This is a genomic window from Rhodanobacteraceae bacterium, from assembly GCA_024234055.1.
Taxonomy (GTDB): Bacteria; Pseudomonadota; Gammaproteobacteria; order Xanthomonadales; family SZUA-5; genus JADKFD01.
Genome location: JACKOW010000001.1, coordinates 912,730 through 933,981, shown reverse-complemented (window position 1 = coordinate 933,981; position 21,252 = coordinate 912,730). Strand labels below are relative to the sequence as shown.

Below are 21,252 nucleotides of genomic sequence, written 5' to 3'. Positions count from 1 at the left end.
CAGAAAGTCATGTCCGATCAGCGGACGTGGCGGACATTCAGGGGGACAGAACGGCGGTCGCAGCTGTCGCGGGTGAATCCACTCTCACCGAACGTGCCTCAAGTCATTCCCTTGAGGGCACGAGGGCGAGAGGGCACGCAAGATCAAGACCTCGCGGTGAGGCTGCCTTTGCGTGCCCTCGTGCCCTCGTGCCCTCGTGCCCTCGAATGTTCGATGCGCGAATAGGCGCACTGCCAGGGGCAACCGAGACTCCAACAGCCGCACGCTCTGCTGTGGGAGCGGATTCATCCGCGATCAACCGGCCCCAGGTCTTACCCAGTGATCGCGAGCAGAGTCCGCCCCCCAGCCGCCCGCTGTCGTCACAAAGCAGTAGACTTCGGCCCTCCCGTGCCCACCGACTCCGCCCATGTCCGCAGCCGACGCCCTCGGCCCCGATAGTCCTTTTGCCGCGGACCCGAACTTTCTGCCGCGCGAGCAGCAACAACGCATGGCGGCGGCGATCGAGAGCGTGCTCGACGAGCGCGGATCACTGGTGGTCGAAGCCGGCACCGGCACCGGCAAGACCTTTGCCTATCTGGTCCCGGCACTGCTGGGCAATCGCCGGGTCATCATCTCCACCGGTACCAAGACCCTGCAGGATCAGCTCTTCCATCGCGATTTGCCGAAGGTTTGCGCCACGCTGAAGCTGAACCCGAAGAAGGCCCTGCTCAAGGGCCGCGCGAATTACCTGTGTCTGCACCGACTGGATCTGGCCGAAGAGCAGGCGCGCCTCGCCAGCCGCGAAGCAGTACGCGATCTGGCCGAAATCCGGACCTGGGCGCGGCTGACCCGCCACGGCGATCGCATGGAACTGGATGCGGTGCCGGAGGATTCCAGCGTCTGGCCCTGGGTAACGTCCACCGCCGACAACTGCCTGGGCAGCGAGTGCCCCAAATTCAACGACTGCTATGTGGTCAAGGCCAGGCGCAAGGCTCAGGAATCGGATGTGGTGGTGGTCAATCACCATCTGCTGTTTGCCGACCTCGCCATCAAGCGCGAAGGCTTCGGCGAGATTCTGCCCGGCGCCCAGGCTTTCATCCTCGACGAGGCGCATCAGATTGCCGAGGTCGCCAGCCAGTTCTTCACCACTTCAGTGAGTTTCCGGCAGTTGACTGAACTCTGTCGCGACACGCTCACCGAAGCGGCCACGCAAACTGGTGGCCTGGCGCTGCTGAAGCCGGCGGTGACCGATCTGGAGCAAGCCACCCGCGAATTCCGCCTCGCGCTCGACGATCTGCCGAACAAGGGTTCGTGGGCCCTCGCCAGTGAACGCCCGACCGTGGTTGAAGCCCGCGATGCGCTCGCCCAGGCACTGGATGCCCTGGTGCAGACGCTGGAAGCCCAGGCCGAACGCAGCACCGGCCTTGAAAGCTGCGCCGCTCGCGCCGGCGAATCGGCCTCGCGTCTGCAGCGGGTCACGGGCAGCGGCTTGGCTGGCGAAATCTGCTGGTTCGAACTGTTCCAGCGCGGATTTGCCTTGCACGCCACGCCGCTGGATGCCGCTGAACCCCTGGCTGAATATCGAATCAATTCGCGTGCTGCCTGGATTGCCACCTCGGCCACGCTGGCCGTAGGGCCATCCTTTGCCTTGTTCCAGAACAGCACCGGCTTCACGGATGCGCAGACGCTGCAACTCGACAGCCCCTTCGACTACGCCAATCAGTCGCTGCTGTACCAGCCCACGCGCATGCCCGAACCCAACACCTACGGCTACACCGAGGCGGTGATCGAGGCCGCGCTGCCGGTGCTGGCCGCCTCCAAGGGCCGCGCCTTCCTGCTGTTCACCTCACACCGCGCGCTGCGCGAGGCCGCGGAGATCCTGCGTGCCATCGCCCATTTCCCGTTGTTCGTCCAGGGCGAGCGCCCCCGACCGGCGTTGCTGGCCGATTTCATCGCATCCGGCAACGGCGTGCTGCTCGGCGCCGCCAGCTTCTGGGAAGGCGTGGATGTGCCTGGCGACGCGCTCTCGCTGGTGGTCATCGACAAGCTGCCCTTCGCCCAGATCGGCGATCCGGTGATGGAAGCCAGGCTCGATTCGATCCGCAAGAACGGCGGCAATCCCTTCCGCGACTACCAGCTGCCCAGCGCGGTGCTGGCGCTGAAGCAGGGCGCCGGCCGACTGATCCGCAGCACCCGCGACCGCGGCGTGTTGATGCTCTGCGACCCACGCCTCAACACCAAGGCCTATGGCCGTCAGTTCCTCGATTCGCTGCCGCCGATGCGGCGGACACGGGTGTTGGCGGATGTCGAGGGCTTCTTTGCCGGATAGTCCGAGGCACTCACTGGGCACGAATCCGGTCCGGTGAGCCTGGCATCGGTGGGCTGGCGTACCGACGGCCGGCACCATCGCTTGCAAACTGCATCGGCAGGCTCGGCACATGCACCGGGCGCTGCCCCACTTCATTGATGCAGGGCCAGACCATGTACGCCAATCCGATTGCCGTCGCAGTGCTTGCGGCGCTGTGCCTGTCTGCGCCGATCGCGGCCGCAGTACCCGACGTAACCCCGGCTCAAGCGTCGTCTGCTGCGGCCCCGGCGCATGCCGAAGTCGTGCAGGACAGCGCCAGCGACGATGTCACCCGCGCCCAGGTATGGCTGGATCGCGCACATTTTTCCCCCGGTGAAATTGACGGGGTGTTCGGGTCGAATGTGTCCAAGGCGGTGGCAGGGTTTCAGCGCAGCCGCGGTTTGCCCGACAGCGGCATGCTCGACGCCGCCACCTGGGTTGAACTGGAGCGTGAAGGTGCACCAGCACTGATCGACTACACCATCACCACCGAGGACGCTGCAGGACCCTACATCGAGATTCCTGCCAGTCTGATCAAGCGATCCGAGCTTGCAGCACTGGGCTTCCGCTCTGCCGCCGAAGCGCTGGGTGAGCGCTTTCACGCCAGTCCAGCGCTATTGCAATCACTGAATCCGGGCAAGCGTCTGGATCTCGCCGGAGAAATCATTCAGGTGCCCAACGTGAATGGCGTCTCCGAGTTGCCCAAAGGCAGCCGAGTCGTGGTCGATCAGTCCGAGCTGACCGTCGCCCTGCTGGACGCGGACGATCGCGTGATTGCCCAATTTCCCGCCACCACCGGCAGCAGCCATGACCCCCTGCCGCTGGGCGACTGGAAGATCAAGGGTGTCGCCCGGAACCCGGTATTCCACTACGACCCGAAGCTGTTCTGGGATGCCAATCCCGGTAATGCCAAAGCCGTCCTTCCGGCGGGCCCGAACAATCCGGTCGGTGTCACCTGGATCGACTTGACCAAGGAGCACTACGGCATCCACGGAACGCCGGAGCCGGCCAAGATCGGCAAGACCGAATCGCACGGCTGCATCCGCCTGACCAACTGGGATGCTGTCCGCTTGGCCAACTCCGTGTATCCCGGCATGCCGGCCACCCTGCGCGACTGAGCGGAGCGCATTCCATGAGGCCACTGGCGACATTCGCCCTCGGTGCGGTCTTCGGCGCCATCACCTGGTGGCAGCTGGCGCCGCGAGTAACTGAGCTGGATCTGCTTGGTCCAGCGCGGCCGCTGCTGGCGCCGCCGATAGCGCTCGCGTCACGCGAGTCCGAGCACTCCGAACCGGTCGCCGAAGTCCCTGTCGCCGACACCCATCCGTCAGCCGTGATACCGAGAACGGAAGAAAAGTTGTCGGCGTCGATGTCGGCCTTCGCAGCCGCATCTGCTTCCCCCACCCTGCCGCCCTCTGAGCCCTTTGCGACCGACATGCCGCCGCTAGTGCGCCCGCCCTCTGCGCTGCTGACGATGCCGGTGATGGGCGTGACAATGGACGCTCTGCACGATCAGTTTGCCGACCCCCGGGGTGAGGGCCGCGGCCATGAGGCCATCGATATTGCGGCGCCGCTGGGCACACCGGTGCTGGCGGTAGCAGCCGGCAGGGTGGAAAAACTGTTCGACAGCAAGCGCGGGGGTCTCACCGTCTACCAGTTCGATGTCGAGGACAAGCTCGCCTATTACTACGCCCACCTGGATCACTACGCCGACGGCCTCAGCGAGGGCCAGCAACTCGCCCGCGGTGAAGTCATCGGCTATGTGGGGTCCAGCGGCAATGCCAATACCCTGGCCCCGCATCTGCACTTCGCCGTTTTCCTGCTGGGGCCTGAAAAGCACTGGTGGCAGGGCACGCCGATCAATCCCTATCCCTTGCTGGGCGGGGATTGAGCGGCGGGCCACTTGTCCACGCCCCATATCGTGAACACTTGATGCGTCATTGCGAGGAACGCAGTGACGAAGCAATCCAGGGACGTGCGGCAGTGCATCTGGATTGCTTCGTGGCGCTCGCAATGACGCCGGTACAGGGCGGGCGCGCAGTCGTAGCACGGAAATGCGCGAAGCGCTCTGCTGGGGTGAGGCGAAAGGCGCCATGGGTGCGCTGCCGTACCGACCGGCGACCCGGGTCTGCCTAGGCTGAAACTGAACACTCGCGCCATTCGTTCGAGTCTTGCCTCGCAGCCCACAGGAATCACCATGCGCAACTCCGGCAAAGCCCCCACAACGATCGTCTGGATCATCTCTCTCGTGCTCTACATCATCGCCCTCGCGGCCTATTTCGGTGTGGTTCGAATCGACGGGCAGATCGCCGCAGCCGCCTGGATCATCGGCCTGGGACTGCTGTTGCTGGGCTGTCGCGTGCGCGGACTGTGATATCTGCGCGGTCTTCGGTCCGGCATTCACTCCGGATCGAAATGGCAGGTCGAAGCAAGAGCCATCGCGGATTAATCCGCTCCCACGGGGTCCAGGAGACTGTGAGACCGCGCAACTGTGGGAGCGGGCTCTGCCCGCGATGAATCCGGCAGATTGAGACAAGAGCTGTCGCGGACGAAGTCCGCTCCCACGGGGACTGATAGAATCGCCGGCTTTGCTCTCGCGCCGACCCGCCATGAATCCGGAAACACCCGTCGCCAACCACTTCATCCGCACACTGATTCGCGAAGACCGCGCCGCTGGCCGTCATGGCGGTCAGGTGGTCACGCGCTTTCCGCCGGAGCCCAATGGCTATCTGCATCTGGGACACGCCAAGAGCATCTGCCTGAACTTCGGCATGGCGCGAGAGAACGACGGGCGGTGCAATCTGCGATTCGATGACACCAATCCGACCAGGGAAGACATCGAGTACGTTGAGGCCATCAAGGCCGACGTCCGCTGGCTGGGCTTCGAGTGGGCGGCGCTGCGGCATGCCTCGGACTACTTCGAGGTGTTCTATCTCTGCGGCGAGAAGCTGATCCGCAAGGGTCTGGCCTATGTCTGCGATCTCAGTGCCGAAGAAGTGCGCGAGTACCGCGGCACGCTGACTCAGCCCGGCCGCAACAGCCCGTGGCGCGACCGCAGTGTCGAGGAGAACCTGGATCTGTTCCGGCGCATGCGCGCGGGTGAGTTCGCCGACGGCTCGCGCACCCTGCGCGCCAAGATCGACATGCGCTCGCCGAACATCAATCTGCGCGATCCGGCGCTGTATCGCATTCGCAAGGTGCCCCATCAGAACACCGGCGATGCCTGGTGCATCTATCCGATGTACGACTACGCCCACTGCATTTCCGACGCCGTCGAAGGCATCACCCATTCGCTGTGTACGCTGGAATTCGAGGATCACCGGCCGCTGTACGACTGGTGCCTGGATCAGCTGGATGTGATGGGCGATGCCAGCCTGACCGAGCCGCTGCGCGCGCAGGGGCTGGAGATGACGGCTTCCCGCCCACGCCAGACCGAGTTTGCCCGCGGCAATCTCGATTACACGGTGATGAGCAAGCGCAAGCTGATCTCGCTGGTGCAGGAAGGGATGGTCGATGGCTGGGACGATCCGCGCATGCCGACGCTGATTGGCGCTCGTCGCCGTGGATTCCCGGCCGCCGCCATTCGCACCTTCTGGGAGCGCATGGGCTACAGCAAACAGGTCGCCACCATCGAATTCAGCGTGCTGGAAGGCGTGGTCCGCGAGGAACTGGACGTCAGCGCAGCGCGGCGCATGGCCGTGCTCGATCCGATCAAGCTGGTGTTGAGCAATCTGCCCGAGGCTCACGAAGAACAACTGAAGTTCTCCAATCACCCCAAGAATGAGGACTTCGGTACGCGCCAGGTGCCGTTCTCGCGCGAGCTGTGGATCGAGCGCGAAGACTTCATGGAAGTGCCGGCCAAGGGCTTCCATCGTCTGGTGCCGGGGGGCGAAGTGCGCCTGCGTGGCGCTGGCATTGCTCGTTGCGAGGAAGTGATCAAGGATGCCGATGGCCGCATCGTCGAGTTGCGTGGCAGCCTTGACCTGGATTCGCGTCCCGGCATGCCGGGCGCCGATCGCAAGATCAAGGGCACCATCCACTGGGTCAGCGCTCGGCACGCCCTCGCAGCAGAAGTGCGCCTGTACGATCGACTGTTCGATGTGCCCGATCCGGACGACGACACCGACGGCAAGACCTATCGCGATCATCTGAATCCCGATTCCAAACGCGTGGTGCAAGCCTGGCTGGAACCCTCACTGGCGGCCACAGAGCCCGAACAGCGTTTCCAGTTCGAGCGCCTGGGCTTCTTCGTGGCCGACCGCCGTGACCACAGCACCGAGCATCCGGTCTTCAACCGCATCGTGACCCTGCGCGATTCCTACGCCAAGCCGCGGTGAGGCGGTTGCTGGTTGTCGGTTGTCAGTTGTCGGTTGTCGGCGAGACGTATCACGCGGAGGCACGGAGAGCGCGGAGAAGAGCGAAGTCCCCGATCGGCAACTGTGGGAGCGGACTCTGTCCGCGACAGCCGCTCGGGTACGGCCACCTGAGCTTTTTTGGGCCAGACTTGTCTGGACGCTTCTTCACCACTGCGCCAAGAGCGTCCAGACAAGTCTGGACCCACAAGTGCCAGAAGTAGGTCAGGTTGACCCGAAGGGTCTACGTGACAGCTGCGTCAGTCACGTAGCCCGCTGCGCGGCCAACGTGACCTACGTCCCCAAACGCCACCCTTTCACCTTCCACCTTTCACGTTTAACCTCGCCTCATTCCGGCATCAACACCGACAACCGACCACCGAGATGATCCTCCCTGTCCAGATCCACCTCACCCTGCCCGCCTGGACCCAGCATGTGGTCGACATGGGCCGGCTCTACCCCACTGACGAAGAGCAGGTGCTGCTCGCGATTGAGCTGGCGCGGATGAACGTGGAGCAGAACAGCGGCGGTCCTTTTGGCGCGGCGGTGTTCACCGCCGAGGGCAAGCTGATCAGCATCGGCGTCAATCGGGTCATCCAGCAGAGCTGCTCGGTCGCCCATGCCGAGATGATGGCCTACATGACCGCGCAGCAACGACTGCAGCGATTCCGGCTCAATGCCAATGGCGAGAAGATCACCCTGGCGACCAGCGCCCAGCCCTGCTGCCAATGTTATGGGGCCACCGTTTGGGCAGGCATCGACCGGCTGCTGATCGGCGCGCGTTCGGAAGACGTCGAATCCCTGACCGGCTTCGACGAAGGCCCGCTGCCAAGCGAATGGGTGGCCGAACTGAATCGCCGCGGGATCGAAGTCAGGCAGGATATCTGCCGTGAGGCCGCCCGATCGGCACTGGCGCGCTATCGCGAACTGGAAGGCCAGATCTACTAGCCCCGACACCGGCCATACGCCAGCGAATGTCGGAGATCATGGCACGATCGCCGACGATCGTGTCTGGACAGCAGCCGCGCGCACCCGCAGACTACGCGACCTTCACCAAACGCAACTCAGTGCATGGCGCGCATACTGCTGCTCAACGGCCCCAATCTCAACCTGCTCGGCAGTCGCGAGCCTGAGGTCTATGGGCGCACGACGCTGAGCGAGATCGAAACCGAGCTGGCCGCGCGTGCAGCCGATGGCGGACACGAGCTCTGCTGCCTGCAGAGCAACGCCGAACACCTGCTGATCGAGCGCATCCATGCAGCGCGGCAAGACGGCACCCGCTTCATCGTCATCAATCCGGGCGCATTCACGCACACCAGCATCGCCCTGCGCGATGCCCTGACCGGCGTCGGCATCCCCTTCATCGAAGTGCACCTGAGCAATGTGCACGCTCGCGAGGAATTCCGGCAGCGCTCCTATCTCTCCGACGTCGCCGCGGGTGTGATTACCGGCCTCGGCGTCGACAGTTATCGCCTCGGACTCGACGCGGCCATGCGCCGCATCAGCTGAGCCATCTTTAGCACACACAGCAAGACTTCTGGGAGTCCGGCCATGGCCATGGATATTCGCAAGATCAAGAAACTGATTGAGTTGCTGGAAGAATCGAATCTGGCCGAACTCGAGATCCGCGAGGGCGAGGAAACCGTGCGCCTGAGCCGCTGGCCCAAGAACCTGCCGATGATCAGCGCCGCGCCGCAGATGGCGCCGATCCAGGTGGCCTCCGATGCCCAACAGCCGGTACAGCCATCTGCTCCGTCGATCCCGGGCGCCGCCCATCAGGCCAAGCCAGCGGAGCCCGTACACGACGGTCAGGTGGTGCGCTCGCCGATGGTCGGCACCTACTACGCCGCCGCCTCGCCCGGCGCTGCGCCGTTCCTGAAAATCGGCCAGCAGGTCAAGGTCGGCGACACCCTCGGCATCATCGAGGCAATGAAGATGTTCAATCCGATCGAAAGCGAAGTCAGCGGCACCGTGGTCAAGATCCTGGTCGAAAACGGCCAGCCGGTTGAATTCGACGAGCCGCTGGTGGTGATTCAGTGAGCTTTTTCTGCGGGACTCGGGACTCGGGACTCGGGACTCGGCGTCGACACGTCAACTCGACCCAAAACCAGAAAATCACGACCATCAGCTACTGCCTACCCATCAGCATGCAAACCTCCGCTCTGACATGTCCGCGGCGCCCTACCGGGTCACGCATCTCCCGCGACTCGGCTTTTCCGAGTCCCGAGTCCCAAGTCCCGAGTCCCGGCATCGGACGTAGCCTAGAGCCTTCTCGGAGCACGACCCATGCTTGAAAAAATCGTCATCGCCAACCGTGGCGAGATTGCGCTGCGGGTGCTGCGCTCCTGCCAGGCGCTGGGGATCAAGACCGTGGCGGTGCACTCCACGGTGGATCGCAACCTCAAGCATGTGGCCATGGCCGATGAGTCGGTCTGCATCGGCCCGCCCGCGCCCAAGGACAGCTATCTCAATATTCCGGCACTGATCGCAGCGGCCGAGGTGACCGACGCACAGGGCATCCACCCGGGCTACGGATTTCTGTCCGAGAACGCAGACTTTGCCGAGCGCGTGGAGGAATCGGGCTTCGTGTTCATTGGACCCCGGCCGGAGACCATTCGTCTGATGGGCGACAAGGTATCGGCCATCACCGCGATGAAGGAAGCCGGCGTTCCCTGCGTGCCGGGATCGGGCGCTCCGCTGACGGACGACGCGGCCGAAAACGCCCGCATCGCCAAGGACATCGGCTATCCGGTCATCATCAAGGCTTCCGGTGGCGGCGGCGGACGCGGCATGCGCGTGGTTCACACCGAGATGGCGCTGCTGAACGCGGTGGCCATGACCCGCAGCGAAGCCAAGTCGGCCTTCAGCAACGATCAGGTGTACCTGGAGAAATTTCTCGAGAACCCGCGCCACATCGAAATCCAGGTACTGGCCGACGGCCAGGGCAATGCCATCCATCTGGGTGAGCGTGACTGCTCGATGCAGCGCCGGCACCAGAAGGTGATCGAGGAAGCGCCGGCGCCCGGCATTTCCGAGAAGCAACGGGCCGAGATCGGCGCCGTCTGTGTTGAGGCCTGCAAGCGCATCGGCTATCGCGGCGCCGGCACCTTCGAGTTCCTGTACGAGCGCGGCAAGTTCTATTTCATCGAAATGAACACCCGCATCCAGGTCGAGCATCCGGTCACCGAAATGGTCACGGGCGTCGATCTGGTCACCGAGCAGATCCGCATCGCCTCCGGTGAAAAGCTGCGCTACCAGCAATCGGACATCGTGCTGCGCGGGCATGCCATCGAGTGCCGCATCAATGCCGAAGACCCGAACACCTTCATGCCCTCGCCCGGCACCGTCACCCGCTACCACCCGCCCGGCGGTCCAGGCATCCGCATGGAAACGCATCTGTATGACGGCTACCGCATTCCGCCGAACTACGATGCCATGATCGCCAAGCTGATCGCCCATGGCCCCGATCGCGCCACCGCCATCGCCCGCATGCGCGTGGCCCTGAGCGAATTGGTCATCGACGGCATCAAGAGCAACATCCCGCTGCAGCAATCGAACATGCTCGACCAGATGTTCCAGGTCGGTGGCTTCAACATCCACTATCTGGAGCGGCGGCTGGCGGAGGCGCGGAAGTGAGCTGAGATCAGTAAAACGTGAAATGTGAAACGTCAATTCAAAGCCGGAAGCCCGCAGCCTTTGGCTGTGATTGACGTTTTACGTTTGACGTTTGACTCTGTGCACGTCTTCATTCGCTCCAACGCGACAATCCCGCCACGCCCCGTCAGAACCAACGAGGCAGTAAGACGTGAAATGTGAAACGTCGATTTGAAGCCGGAAGCCGTGGCCTTTGGCTCTTGTTGACGTTTTACGTTTTACGTTTGACTCTGCACACAGCCCGCTGCTGCCAGCGCGGCACCACCACCACCACCCACAGACCCCCCATGCCCTGGCTAGAACTGCACCTGCGACTTGAATCTTCCGACCACGCCAGCGTGGAAGCGGCCCTGGATGCGGCTGGCGCGCTGGCGCAGACGCTGACCGATGCCGAGGACAATCCGGTGCTGGAACCGGCGCCGGGGGAAACTCCGCTGTGGCCGCAACTGCAGCTGCAGGCGCTGTTTCCGGTGGAGCGTGATCCGCTGGAACTGCTGGTGGCGCTGGATGGACAGCTGCCTGAAGACGTCATGCGCAGCGCGCGCTTCGCGCGCCTCGATGACCGCGACTGGACCCGGGCCTGGATGGACCACTACCAACCCATGCTCTTCGGCAAACGCCTGTGGATCTATCCGACCACTGTCGAGCCGCCGGCCAATGACGATCTGGTGATCGTGCGCCTGGATCCCGGCCTGGCTTTCGGCACAGGCACCCATCCAACCACCGCACTGTGCCTGGAGTGGCTGGATGGGCTGAGCTGGAAGGGCGAGTCGCTGTTCGACTACGGCTGCGGTTCCGGCGTGCTGGCGGTAGCCGCGCTGCGCCTGGGTGCCGGCCACGCCTTTGGCCTGGACAACGACCCGCAAGCACTGGTCGCGTCGCACGAAAATGCACAGCGCAATCAGGTGCTGGACCAGCTCACGCTGCTCTCACCCAAACACGCGCTGCCACCGGCCTGCGACCGCCTGGTGGCCAATATCCTGCTGAATCCGCTGCTGGAACTGGCCGAACGCATCGCCGGTACCGTCAAATCCGGCGGCGCCGCCGCCTTCTCCGGCATGCTCAAGGGCCAGGAGGTCGAGTTCATCGCCCGCTACCGCGAGTACTTCGATCATTTCGAAGTGGCCCAGCGCGAAGACTGGATTCGGGTCACGGCGATTCGGCGCTGAGGCAAGGCCAGTCGCTGAATGTCTGCCTTGGCCATCCCCCTTGCACAACGTTGGACGGAAACCCAGAGCTCAGTTCTCGAACCCACTTGAGAAGATAGGCAATTCTGGAATCATCCATTGCGCGTAGTGATCCGACACTTGACCACCTGCCAGGTGGAAGGTGCCACCCACATGCAGGACGCTGTTGGTCATTGCAAGGGACCCCACGCTGCCATCCACACCGATGATCCCTGAGGCCGAGAGCGCGTTCCAACTGCCCGCACTCCAACGCGCGATATTGTTGAGAACCGTGCCGCCAGCGGTGGCAAAAGTACCACCCACGTAAAGTGAGCCCTGATGCGCATAGAGCGCATACACTCCATTTCTCGACGCGGTATCGATCCCCGTACCCAGCGCATGCCAGGCGCCGCCATCCCAACGCGCGAGGTATGCGATCGGGGATCCTGCGACTTCTGTGAAGCTCCCACCCACATATACGTCGGAACCAAAGGCTTGAATAGCTGCCACCGGGGCGTCCACACCTTCGCCGCCGAGCCCCGAGAGTGCGCTCCAGTTCACGCCATCGAAACGCGCAACGTTCCGCGCAGGCACCCCTCCGGCTGAGGGAAACTCTCCTCCTACATACAGATATCCACCGACCGCCTTGAGCGCATACACTGCGTGCTGACGGTTGCCAAATGTACCGACGAACAAGGGGGTCCAGGAATTCCCATTCCAGCGGGCCAGATTCGCCGCAGTTTGGCCTCCTGCCAGCGTGAAACTCCCCCCGGCATAGAGTTCGCCGTTGAAGAATTCGAGTGCGAAGACTGCGTCATTCGAACTGAACAACGTGCCGATTCCATCCCCCAGCGGATGCCAACCAATGCCGTCCCAGCGCGCCACCTTGTTTGCGATGGTGCCGCCGATACCACCGAAGTAGCCGGCCGCGTACAGATCACTGCCATCAGCCAGAAGCGTGAGCGTGGCCTGAGACTGTCCCGAGCCCATGTCGATCCAGGCACCACCATTCAACTGGACGAGGTTGCTGATGGGTTCGGATCCCGCTTCCGTGAACCCGCCGCAAAGGAAGACGCGTGATCCGATGGTGGCTATGGCGCCCACGGGACCATTGACGCCGTTGGCAGCCGTACGCGGCGAGCCCAGCGCACTCCAGCCGCCGAGGTCCCACCTGGCGATGTGGTCCGCAGCAATCCCACCGGCGCTTCGATGAAACCCCCCGACGTAAAGAGCGATTCCAGATTGCAGCAACGTATCCACGCCACCGCCGCCGATTTCACTTGAGAAGCTGCTCCAGGATGAACCGTTCCAACGGGCCAAGTGGAACGCGGGGTTCCCCGCTGCTTGAGTGAAATAGCCTCCGACCACCAACTGCCCATCACTGATAGCGAGTGCCCTCACCTGAGAGCTGACGCCATCGCCGCTGCTGCCCGCGAGGCTGGACCAGCCACTTCCGTTCCATCGTGCGATGTTGCGCGCCGGAGCCCCACCTGCAGTGGTGAATTGCCCGCCAGCGTAGAGTTCGCCACCGTACAAGGCCAGAGCATACACCGGTCCTCCGACCCCATTGTTGCCGCCACTGCCGAGCGTGCTCCAGGCACTTCCATTCCAAACTGCCACGCGATTGGCGGTTGAACCAATTCCACCCGATTCAAAAACACCGCCAACGTACACATCGTTTCCATTGACGGCGATTGCACGTACGCCACCCTGGAAATTTCGTGTGTCCGCACCAAGCGCTTCCCAGGCATTCCCATCCCAGCGTGCAAGCCCGTAAGCCGTGACGCCGCCAATGGTGTCAAAGGAGCCGCCGGCGTAAAGATGAGTAGCGGTGGCGGCGAGCGCATAGGTCGTGGTGCCTATACCGCCAAGCCCCATGCTGCTCCAGTTCACGCCATCCCAACGTGCGAAATCAGGGGCGCTGATTCCGCCAGCGTGTGTGAACTCCCCACCCGCGTACAAGCTGCCCTGGAACCAGGCCAGCGCATGGATCTCCACAAAGCTGCCCGGAATCGCCGTAATGCCGCCGCCCAGGGCGCTCCAGTGATGACTGCCGGGATCGTACATCGCAATGTTGTTGACGCTGACGCCACCGCAATTGGTGAAGGCGCCGGCGACGGTTATTCGCCCGTCCGGAGCCTGTGCCATCGACATCACCCGACCATTGCAGCCCTGAGTGATTCCCGGGAAGACCGCCCAACTTCCATTGTCCTGCAGTGAAACTGCGCTCAGCGGAGAGCAGATTCCGGCCAGGAGGAGGGCGAAAGCGAGCATCAGGATTCGACGCGCGTTGTAGGGTCTATGTAAGTTCATGTGGGCCCAGACTCATTGAATAAATGCGACGCGCGATTGCAGGCCAGCAAACGGTGCCGGCAAGCCTAGTGGGTGTACCAGACAGCAAGTTACAATTGTATCAGATTCGCGGCAATCTAGTCGAATGGTTGCTCGAATTCCCGCACGATTGGCCCATCGAGTCGATCAACCCGCCATCGCTGGCCCAACTTCGCCACCACTTTCGAGAACACTTTTACATTCAATGGCTTGTGGTCGAACGATTTCAGGTGTGGCACTACAAATCGGTTTCCGCCCGGAATCACCGGCGACCTACTAGGCGAGTATCGAGATCCAAAGCTGTGCTTTGCAGCGTTGATCGAGCTGATGATGGATCGGTCGCAGGCCAAGCTCGGACTTGAGGGAACGAAAGGCAGACTCGACGTCGGTGAGCTGCATATAGGTGCGCCACAGGGTTTCGGTGCCACCGCCAAGGTTCTCCGGTACCTGCCGCGTGCCTTGGATCTGGATGCCGTAGATACCTTCGATCGTGCGATTGCTACACACGGGATTGAAGCGTGCGGCAGCCATCACCGGGCTGCCGGCAATCAGGGCCGGTGCCAGAACCGTCACTGAAATAGCATCACTCGAATGGAAACGGTTTGCGACGCTCACGTCGATTCTCCGGGAAGTAGGTATCGGGGCAGCGGTTGAGGGGGTCGATCGCAAGCTGCCCTGCAACTACTCTTGGAGCTTTGGCGATGCCGATTACACCTCGGTATCCGAGGTCTGCAGGAAACAACTGCGCCGCATCGGGTCGGCCGCCAGCCCCACCCAAACCCTGCCTCCGCTTTTCCCCTCTCCAGCACCGTGCAGCGGCTATGCTCTGTGCCCATGTACACCCAATGCCTACGCTGCCATACCGTCTACCGCCTGCAGGCGGCGTCGCTGGCGCGTGCGCGTGGGCAGTTCCGTTGCGGGCATTGCGGGGAGGTGTTCGATGGACTGGATCGCTTGGTCGATCAGTTGCCGGAGACGCCCTTCCAGGAATTGCCCGAGGTCGAGGCCAGCGATACCCCCGTGGTGCTGGCGCTGCCGGCCATGCGTCCGGCACCACGCCAGCCGGCCCTGTTCGAAGGCGACATACCAGCCACCGGCGGACGCCGTGAACCGCGTCTGCCCGGGGAATGGATTGCCCATGACCGCGCCCACCGCGGTCGCGGCATGCCGGCCCCGGACACCGTCCCGGAAATGCGCATTCCGGCGCACATTGCTGGACCCAGTCGCAAGCCTGCCGGCACGCCCAGGAGCGGCAATGGCCGTTGGTGGTTTGGCAGTTTCATCCTGGCGCTGACACTCGGCGGGCAGATCGGCTATGCCGAACGCGAACGCCTGCTGGAGGACGACCGCGTACGTCCGCTGCTGGATCGCGCCTGCGAACAGTTCAACTGCCGTTTGCCGATGCGCACGGCGGTGGACGAAATTCGACTGGTGAGTCGCGAGGTACGCCCGCACCCTGATGCGCCCAAGGCCCTGCTGATCAGCGCCAGCATGGTCAACGATGCCGCTTTCACCCAGCGCTTCCCGGTGGTTGAAGTCACCCTGTCGGATCTGGGTGAACGCGCGATCGCCAGCCGGCGTTTTCGGCCCGAGGAATATCTGGCTGAAGCGGAAAGCATCAGCCGAGGATTTCCCGCGGGCGCGACCGCACCCCTGGTCTTCGAGGTCAACGACCCCGGACGGGAAGCCGTCGCTTTCGAATTCCGTTTTCTCCCGACCCCGTAGACGGGAATCGCCGCAAGCGATTCAACGCTCAGTCTTGCGTCCAGATGGCCCGGCGGAATCCGCCCGCGAATGCGCTCGCGAAAGCCGACCCCTGTCGCGGGCCGGTTCGGCCTTACGCGCGCCAGCGGTAGCCGACACCGTGCATCGTGTCGACGGCGTCGAATTCCTTGTCGACGGCGACGAATTTCTTGCGGATGCGCTTGATGTGGCTGGTGATGGTGGCTTCATCGACGACCACCTGCGCGGCGCTCATCAGCTGATCGCGATTCTTGACGTGGCCGGGATAGCGGGCCATCGCGTGCACGATCCAGAATTCAGTCACCGTCAGCGGCACCTCGATGTCCTTCCAGGTCACGCGCATGCGGTCGCCTTCCAGCTTGAGGTGGCCGTGCTCCAGCAGCTGATCCTTGCCGGTGGGCAGGCTCAGGGCCTCGACCCGACGGAACAGCGAGACGATGCGCGCCAGCAGATGCTGCAGGCTGATGTCCTTGGTCAGATAGTCATCGGCGCCCAGACGCAAGCCGGAGATGATGTCCAGATCGGCATCGCGGGCGGTCAGAAAGATGATCGGCAAGGCCGTCGAACGCTGGCGCAGTTCCCGGCACAGCTCGAAGCCGCCTTCCGGTTCATCGCCCAGACCAATATCGATCAGCACCAGATCGGGCATGCGTAGTGCAAAAGCCGTGGAGGCCTGGGTGCGTGAGGCAAAGGTCTGCACTTCGTAGCCATAACGCTTCAGCGCATCGGCGTAGTTGGCGCGAATGGCGGGTTCATCTTCGACGATCGCGATCTGTCGGGCCATGGATCTTCTAGGTCAGGTGGGCACGGGCGAACGGTAGGCCTCGGGGCCGGACTTCGGCAAGCGCCGGCCGCCCCTTGTCCGCGATTTGCCCGATGGTGCCCGCAGACTGCTGCGCGAGATTGGGCGCAGAGCCTCAACGCCGAGAACGCGGAGAGGCGCGGAGAACGCGGAGAGAAGCTGAAGTGGTTGACTTGTGGAATGCCACAAGGCGCGGGATTGTGCCTGCAGTCCAATCATCTGAAGGAGGAAACGTCGGCAACGATACTCGCGCGCCTGCGCTCCGCCGTCACGGCATTCCTTGAATGCCAGTGCTCTTCTCAGCGTTCTCCGCGTATCTCTGCGCTCTCCGCGTTGAACAGCGTTTCCTCCAAATCAAAACGCAGCGGCAATCTCGGCGCGCATCTGGGCGATGGTCGCAGTGTAGTCGGGTGCGTTGAAGATGGCGGAGCCGGCGACGAAGGTGTCGGCGCCGGCCTGGGCGATGGCGCGGATGTTGTCGACCTTGACCCCGCCATCGACTTCCAGGCGAATCGCGCGACCGCTGGCGCTGATGCGCTGGCGTGCTTCGCGCAGTTTGGCGAGGGCGCCTGGGATGAAGGACTGGCCGCCGAAGCCCGGGTTCACCGACATGATCAGAATCAGGTCCAGCTTGTCGATGACATGGTCCAGCCAGTTCAGCGGCGTGGCCGGATTGAACACCAGGCCGGCCTGCAGGCCCTGTTCGCGGATCAGGCCAATGGTGCGATCCACATGTTCGCTGGCTTCCGGATGAAAGCTGATGACGCTGGCGCCGGCCTTGGCAAAATCGGGGATGATCCGATCTACCGGCTTGACCATCAGATGCACATCAATGGGTGCAGTGATCCCGTATTTACGCAGCGCCTCGCAGACCAAGGGGCCGATGGTCAGGTTCGGCACGTAGTGGTTGTCCATCACGTCGAAATGCACCCAGTCAGCGCCGGCCGCGAGCACTTTCGCAGTGTCCTCGCCCAGCCGGGCGAAATCGGCAGACAAGATGGAGGGGGCAATGACTGGACTCTGCATGGGAATACTCCTGCGCGACAGGCCGAGCATGCTAGCAGCCTGTGCAGCCCGGTCCGCCAAAAGGCTGACACGCATCGCGCTCACGGAATGCCGCCTGCCATTAGAATCGGCCCTCCCACCAGATCCGAGCAAGCGCTGCCCATGATCCAGGAACTGCACGCCGAAGGCCGCCGCAGCGGATGAATCTGATCGGCAAATTGATCGGCGCCGGTCTGGGCTTCGCAGCCGGCGGGCCGATCGGTGCGGTCGGCGGGCTGGCCCTTGGCCACGCTCTCGATGCCGGCTGGCTACGCTGGCGACCGCAGGAAGGCCTGACCCGGATCGACCCGCGAATGGCACGGATAGAATTCCTGTTTCTGTGGCTGGGCCATCTGGCCAAGGCCGATGGTCGCGTCAGCGAAGGCGAAGTCGAGGCCGCGGAGCGCCTGATGACCCGACTGGGCCTGGATCGAAACGGGCGCGAGTCGGCGGTGGCCGCCTTCCAGCGCGGCCGCCATGAGCCACTCGACGCAGAGGTGGAAGTACGACGGTTCCGGGGCCAGGTGCAGGTTCCCGATGACGAACTCAGTGACATGTTGCGCTCGCTGGCCGATTTCGCACGCAAGGACGGGCCGATGACGCCGGCTGAGCGCGGGCTTATCGAGCGTCTGGGCGCTGCCTTCGGCCTGTCGCGCGAAGCGGTGACCGATCGCATTGCCGATCGCAGCAATGACGCCACACTGCCCAGCCTGGACAGCTGCTATCGATTGCTCGGATTGAAGGCAAACGTCAGTGACGAAGAACTGACCCGCGCCTGGCGGCGCCTGCTGACCCAGCACCATCCCGACAAGCTGCAGGGCCAGGGCGCCGATGCGGCGGCACTGAAGGCGGCCGAGAAGCGCACCAGGGAACTGCGCGCCGCCTATCAGCGCATCCTGACCGCCCGCGGCAAGTCTGGCTGAGCCATGAAGGCCCTGATCTTCGCCGCCGGCAAGGGCGAGCGTATGCGCCCGCTGACCGAGACGCGGCCCAAGGCGCTGCTGGAAGTCCGTGGACTGCCGCTCATAGGCTGGCATTTGCGCGCCCTCAAGCGCGCCGGTATCAACGACATCGTCGTCAATACCGGTTGGCTCGGCACGCAGTTGCCCCAGACGCTGGGGGATGGCGGTGATTACGGTGTGCGCATCCACTGGTCGCACGAGCCCAGCGACCCTCTGGAAACCGGCGGCGGCATGCGTCAGGCGCTGGCACAGCTGGGCACCGATCCCTTCATCGCCACCAATGCCGACATCCATTGCGACTACGACTATGCGCAACTGCCGGCGCAGCCCCGGGGACTGGCGCACCTGGTGCTTGTCGACAATCCCGAGCACCACCCGGGCGGGGATTTCGTGCTCGCAGGTACGCGCCTCAAACTCTGCGGCAGTCCGCGACTGACCTTTTCCGGCATCGGCGTGTACCGACCGGAACTGGTTGCCCATCTGCCGCCGGGCCGCTACGGCCTGGCCCCGATCCTGCGCGAGGCCATCGACTTCGGCATGGTCAGCGGCGAACACCATCGGGGACTGTGGTCGGATGTAGGCACACCGGAGCGGCTGGCGGCGTTGAACGGCGTTTCCCGATAGCCAGGCGCGGGACGCGGAGCTGCTCTGAGGAGGGCCGCGCGCCTGCGCGGCCGCTCTTGATCTTTCAAGCACGGCAGCGCGGCGCCCTCCCCAGCAGCACGCACGGGCAGGAGATCTGTGGGAGCGGACTTCGTCCGCGATCGGTGCAGCGGTGAACCCCAATAGCCCGGATCGCGGCTGAAGCCGCTCCCACCGCGCTCGGGCGTTGCCGACGAGGCCTTCGGGCTGTCAGCGACCCGCGCCGAAGCCGCGCCACGATACGCCCGGGTTGATGGCCTGCCCCCTAAACCTGCACCCAGACGATCCAGAACTGCACGAAGCGATAGGCAAAGTGGCTGATCCCCAGCGCCAGGAACAGCAGCGGCAGAGCCAGGACGGTGCGCAGCAGGCCCAGACCGTAGACCCTGCGCACGGCCACGGTCCAGTGCGTCAGCAGCAGCAGCAATAGCAGCACCCGCAGCAATACCCCGAATTCGGCCAGCGGCAGCACTGAGTTGGCGAGCCACAAAACCGGCGGCAGGATCGCCACCGCGTAAAGCAGGAAGAAAGCGAACAGATGCAGCGCCACGATGACGTGCTCGGCGTAATACCAGCGCCGCCAGCCCGCCAGCAGACCGAGAAACAGGGCTATCACCGGCACATGGGCAATGACCATGCTGCGGGACACTTCGTCGGCAATATCCTGATAACGCGCCGACAGCTTTGCCCAGCCGGGCAAGGCCGAATCTCGCATCGGCAGGTCGCAGTCCAGGGCTTCCGGCGCTATCCGTCGACTGACCTGCGATTGCACCAGCGCCGACCAGGGCTGCAGGCAGGCTTGATCGAGCAATGACAGATTGAAGTCAGTCATCGGCGAGCGCACGAAGTACACAAGGTTGATCAGCAGGAATAGTGTCAATGGCGCCAGATAGCGCTTGCGCTGGCCCTTCAGATAGGCGCTGGACAGGGCGCCGGGTCGCAGCAGCAGATCCCGAAAGCTCTGCCACCAGCGGCCTTCCAGTGACGTCAGCTGCTCCCACCAATCGAGCAGCAGTTGTGCGAGCGAGCGATCGCCGGGTTTCAGCCGCTTCTGGCCGCAGACATGGCACCACTCACCCTGCAACAAAGTGCCACAGTTGGCGCAAAGCTCGGAGTCCTGGATTGCGGTCACCAGGGTGGCACTCTACTGTGACTCACCAGCCCATGACTCTAGCGCAATGCCCTCCCGAATGACGCCAGGCCGCCTCAAGCTCTGGACCCGATGGTGGCCACCTTTCTTGTTCTCCGGCATCCGGGTGATGCGCATCGGCGAGGACTGGCGCTCGGCCCGAGTGCAGCTCAAGCTGCGCTGGTACAACCGCAACTACGTGGGCACGCAGTTCGGCGGGGCGCTGTTTGCGATGACCGATCCCTTCTGGATGATCCTGGTCATGGAGAATCTCGGGCCCGACTACGTGGTCTGGGACAAGGCGGCGAAGATCGACTTCATCAGTCCGGGTCGCGGTGATGTTTTTGCCGAGTTCCTGTTGCGTGGGGAAGAACTGGACGAACTGAGGCGCAACGCCGCCGGCGGCGAGAAGGTGCTGCGCTGGTTCAGTGTGGATGTGCGCAGCAAGGACGATACGCTGGTCGCACGGGTGCAGAAGCAGCTCTATGTGCGGCTCAAGGCCCCGCGCTGAATCCGGCATCACGATCGTCGATGACGATGGCATTCAGGCGCTCGGCCAGTAGAAGCACCAGCTGTCGCTGCAACTCCCGCGGCGTACGCTGCGCATCCAGCCGCCAGGCATGGCTATGGGGTGGCTCGAATCGTGCGGCGACCGCTTCGACCAGGTCGGGATCACGATCCGGCGCAGGGTGAGCCGAATCCCGGCGTACCCGGGCCATGGCCTCCTCCACCGGCAGATCCAGCCAGCACCATTGCAGCTGCCCGCCAGCCTCGTCGACGGCGTCTTCGAACAAGTCCCGATCTGCCTTCAACGCGAAGGTCTTGCCGTCGATGATCAGATTCATGGCCGCGCGTACGCCGCTGCCGGCACGTCGCAGCAGCAGGCGATCGGCCTCGAGTCGGGCTGCCGCACTGGCATCGCCCGGGTACAACTCGGCACGGATCTGGTCACGGTCGAGGATCGACCAGCGCGTGGCTTCGGACAGCAGTCGTGCCAGACTGGACTTGCCCGCGCCCGGCAGTCCCATCAGAGCCAGCACCAGCGGCGCATGACCTGCAGGTGGGCACAGCGCTAACATGGGCTCATCCCTTGGCGGACAC

General features: G+C 63.7%; 20 protein-coding genes. 14 read left to right on the top strand and 6 right to left on the bottom strand.

Translation table 11 applies throughout. The features are described from left to right. Nucleotides 1–406: 406 nt before the first annotated feature. From H7A19_03770 to prmA, 10 genes are all read left to right on the top strand, one after another. Nucleotides 407–2,308 carry an ATP-dependent DNA helicase gene (locus H7A19_03770; GenBank protein MCP5473940.1) on the top strand — a complete coding sequence of 634 codons (1,902 nt, stop codon included), beginning with the start codon at nucleotides 407–409 and terminating at the stop codon, nucleotides 2,306–2,308. A 137-nt stretch (nucleotides 2,309–2,445) separates the two neighbouring features. Then, nucleotides 2,446–3,444 (top strand): murein L,D-transpeptidase, encoded by a 999-nt coding sequence (locus H7A19_03765; GenBank protein MCP5473939.1) that lies wholly within the window; start codon nucleotides 2,446–2,448, stop codon nucleotides 3,442–3,444. A 14-nt stretch (nucleotides 3,445–3,458) separates the two neighbouring features. Continuing rightward, complete coding sequence (locus tag H7A19_03760; protein MCP5473938.1) at nucleotides 3,459–4,217, top strand: M23 family metallopeptidase; 759 nt, start codon at nucleotides 3,459–3,461, stop codon at nucleotides 4,215–4,217. A gap of 306 nt (nucleotides 4,218–4,523) precedes the next feature. Then, nucleotides 4,524–4,700 carry a hypothetical protein gene (locus tag H7A19_03755; protein ID MCP5473937.1) on the top strand — a complete coding sequence of 59 codons (177 nt, stop codon included), beginning with the start codon at nucleotides 4,524–4,526 and terminating at the stop codon, nucleotides 4,698–4,700. Nucleotides 4,701–4,935: 235 nt separating this feature from the next. Continuing rightward, complete coding sequence (locus H7A19_03750; GenBank protein ID MCP5473936.1) at nucleotides 4,936–6,663, top strand: glutamine--tRNA ligase/YqeY domain fusion protein; 1,728 nt, start codon at nucleotides 4,936–4,938, stop codon at nucleotides 6,661–6,663. A gap of 402 nt (nucleotides 6,664–7,065) precedes the next feature. Continuing rightward, the gene (locus H7A19_03745) at nucleotides 7,066–7,626 is read left to right on the top strand and encodes a nucleoside deaminase (GenBank protein MCP5473935.1); all 561 of its coding nucleotides are present in this window, start codon (nucleotides 7,066–7,068) and stop codon (nucleotides 7,624–7,626) included. Between the two features lie 123 nt (nucleotides 7,627–7,749). Then, complete coding sequence (gene aroQ / locus H7A19_03740; GenBank protein MCP5473934.1) at nucleotides 7,750–8,187, top strand: type II 3-dehydroquinate dehydratase; 438 nt, start codon at nucleotides 7,750–7,752, stop codon at nucleotides 8,185–8,187. Nucleotides 8,188–8,235: 48 nt separating this feature from the next. Next, nucleotides 8,236–8,718 (top strand): acetyl-CoA carboxylase biotin carboxyl carrier protein, encoded by a 483-nt coding sequence (locus H7A19_03735; protein ID MCP5473933.1) that lies wholly within the window; start codon nucleotides 8,236–8,238, stop codon nucleotides 8,716–8,718. A gap of 246 nt (nucleotides 8,719–8,964) precedes the next feature. Further along, nucleotides 8,965–10,314: an acetyl-CoA carboxylase biotin carboxylase subunit gene (gene accC, locus H7A19_03730; GenBank protein MCP5473932.1), complete on the top strand. Its 1,350-nt coding sequence runs from the start codon at nucleotides 8,965–8,967 to the stop codon at nucleotides 10,312–10,314. A gap of 305 nt (nucleotides 10,315–10,619) precedes the next feature. Next, complete coding sequence (gene prmA / locus H7A19_03725) at nucleotides 10,620–11,501, top strand: 50S ribosomal protein L11 methyltransferase (protein ID MCP5473931.1); 882 nt, start codon at nucleotides 10,620–10,622, stop codon at nucleotides 11,499–11,501. A 69-nt stretch (nucleotides 11,502–11,570) separates the two neighbouring features. Here the strand turns inward: prmA and H7A19_03720 are convergent, their stop codons facing one another. Then, complete coding sequence (locus H7A19_03720) at nucleotides 11,571–13,772, bottom strand: delta-60 repeat domain-containing protein (GenBank protein MCP5473930.1); 2,202 nt, start codon at nucleotides 13,770–13,772, stop codon at nucleotides 11,571–11,573. Nucleotides 13,773–14,105: 333 nt separating this feature from the next. Then, complete coding sequence (locus H7A19_03715) at nucleotides 14,106–14,444, bottom strand: hypothetical protein (GenBank protein ID MCP5473929.1); 339 nt, start codon at nucleotides 14,442–14,444, stop codon at nucleotides 14,106–14,108. A gap of 219 nt (nucleotides 14,445–14,663) precedes the next feature. Here H7A19_03715 and H7A19_03710 point away from each other — a divergent pair, with 219 nt between their 5' ends. Next, nucleotides 14,664–15,554: a zinc-ribbon domain-containing protein gene (locus H7A19_03710; GenBank protein ID MCP5473928.1), complete on the top strand. Its 891-nt coding sequence runs from the start codon at nucleotides 14,664–14,666 to the stop codon at nucleotides 15,552–15,554. A gap of 112 nt (nucleotides 15,555–15,666) precedes the next feature. Here the strand turns inward: H7A19_03710 and pdsR are convergent, their stop codons facing one another. Then, nucleotides 15,667–16,356 (bottom strand): proteobacterial dedicated sortase system response regulator, encoded by a 690-nt coding sequence (gene pdsR / locus H7A19_03705; GenBank protein MCP5473927.1) that lies wholly within the window; start codon nucleotides 16,354–16,356, stop codon nucleotides 15,667–15,669. Between the two features lie 372 nt (nucleotides 16,357–16,728). Beyond that, a complete protein-coding gene (rpe, locus tag H7A19_03700) occupies nucleotides 16,729–17,400 on the bottom strand; it encodes a ribulose-phosphate 3-epimerase (GenBank protein MCP5473926.1) in 672 nt (223 codons plus the stop codon). Between the two features lie 179 nt (nucleotides 17,401–17,579). Between rpe and H7A19_03695 the strand changes: the two genes are divergently transcribed. Further along, entirely contained in the window at nucleotides 17,580–18,341 is a 762-nt protein-coding gene (locus H7A19_03695; GenBank protein ID MCP5473925.1) for a TerB family tellurite resistance protein, read from the top strand. A 3-nt stretch (nucleotides 18,342–18,344) separates the two neighbouring features. Next, nucleotides 18,345–19,004 carry a nucleotidyltransferase family protein gene (locus H7A19_03690; GenBank protein ID MCP5473924.1) on the top strand — a complete coding sequence of 220 codons (660 nt, stop codon included), beginning with the start codon at nucleotides 18,345–18,347 and terminating at the stop codon, nucleotides 19,002–19,004. Between the two features lie 283 nt (nucleotides 19,005–19,287). Here H7A19_03690 and H7A19_03685 read toward each other — a convergent pair whose 3' ends face one another. Next, the gene (locus H7A19_03685; protein MCP5473923.1) at nucleotides 19,288–20,154 is read right to left on the bottom strand and encodes a DUF3667 domain-containing protein; all 867 of its coding nucleotides are present in this window, start codon (nucleotides 20,152–20,154) and stop codon (nucleotides 19,288–19,290) included. Between the two features lie 58 nt (nucleotides 20,155–20,212). On the opposite strand from H7A19_03685, the gene H7A19_03680 reads away from it, so the two are divergent. Next, a complete protein-coding gene (locus tag H7A19_03680; GenBank protein MCP5473922.1) occupies nucleotides 20,213–20,662 on the top strand; it encodes a DUF4442 domain-containing protein in 450 nt (149 codons plus the stop codon). Here H7A19_03680 and H7A19_03675 read toward each other — a convergent pair. Then, entirely contained in the window at nucleotides 20,646–21,230 is a 585-nt protein-coding gene (locus H7A19_03675) for an AAA family ATPase (protein ID MCP5473921.1), read from the bottom strand. The genes H7A19_03680 and H7A19_03675 overlap by 17 nt on opposite strands. Nucleotides 21,231–21,252: the final 22 nt, after the last annotated feature.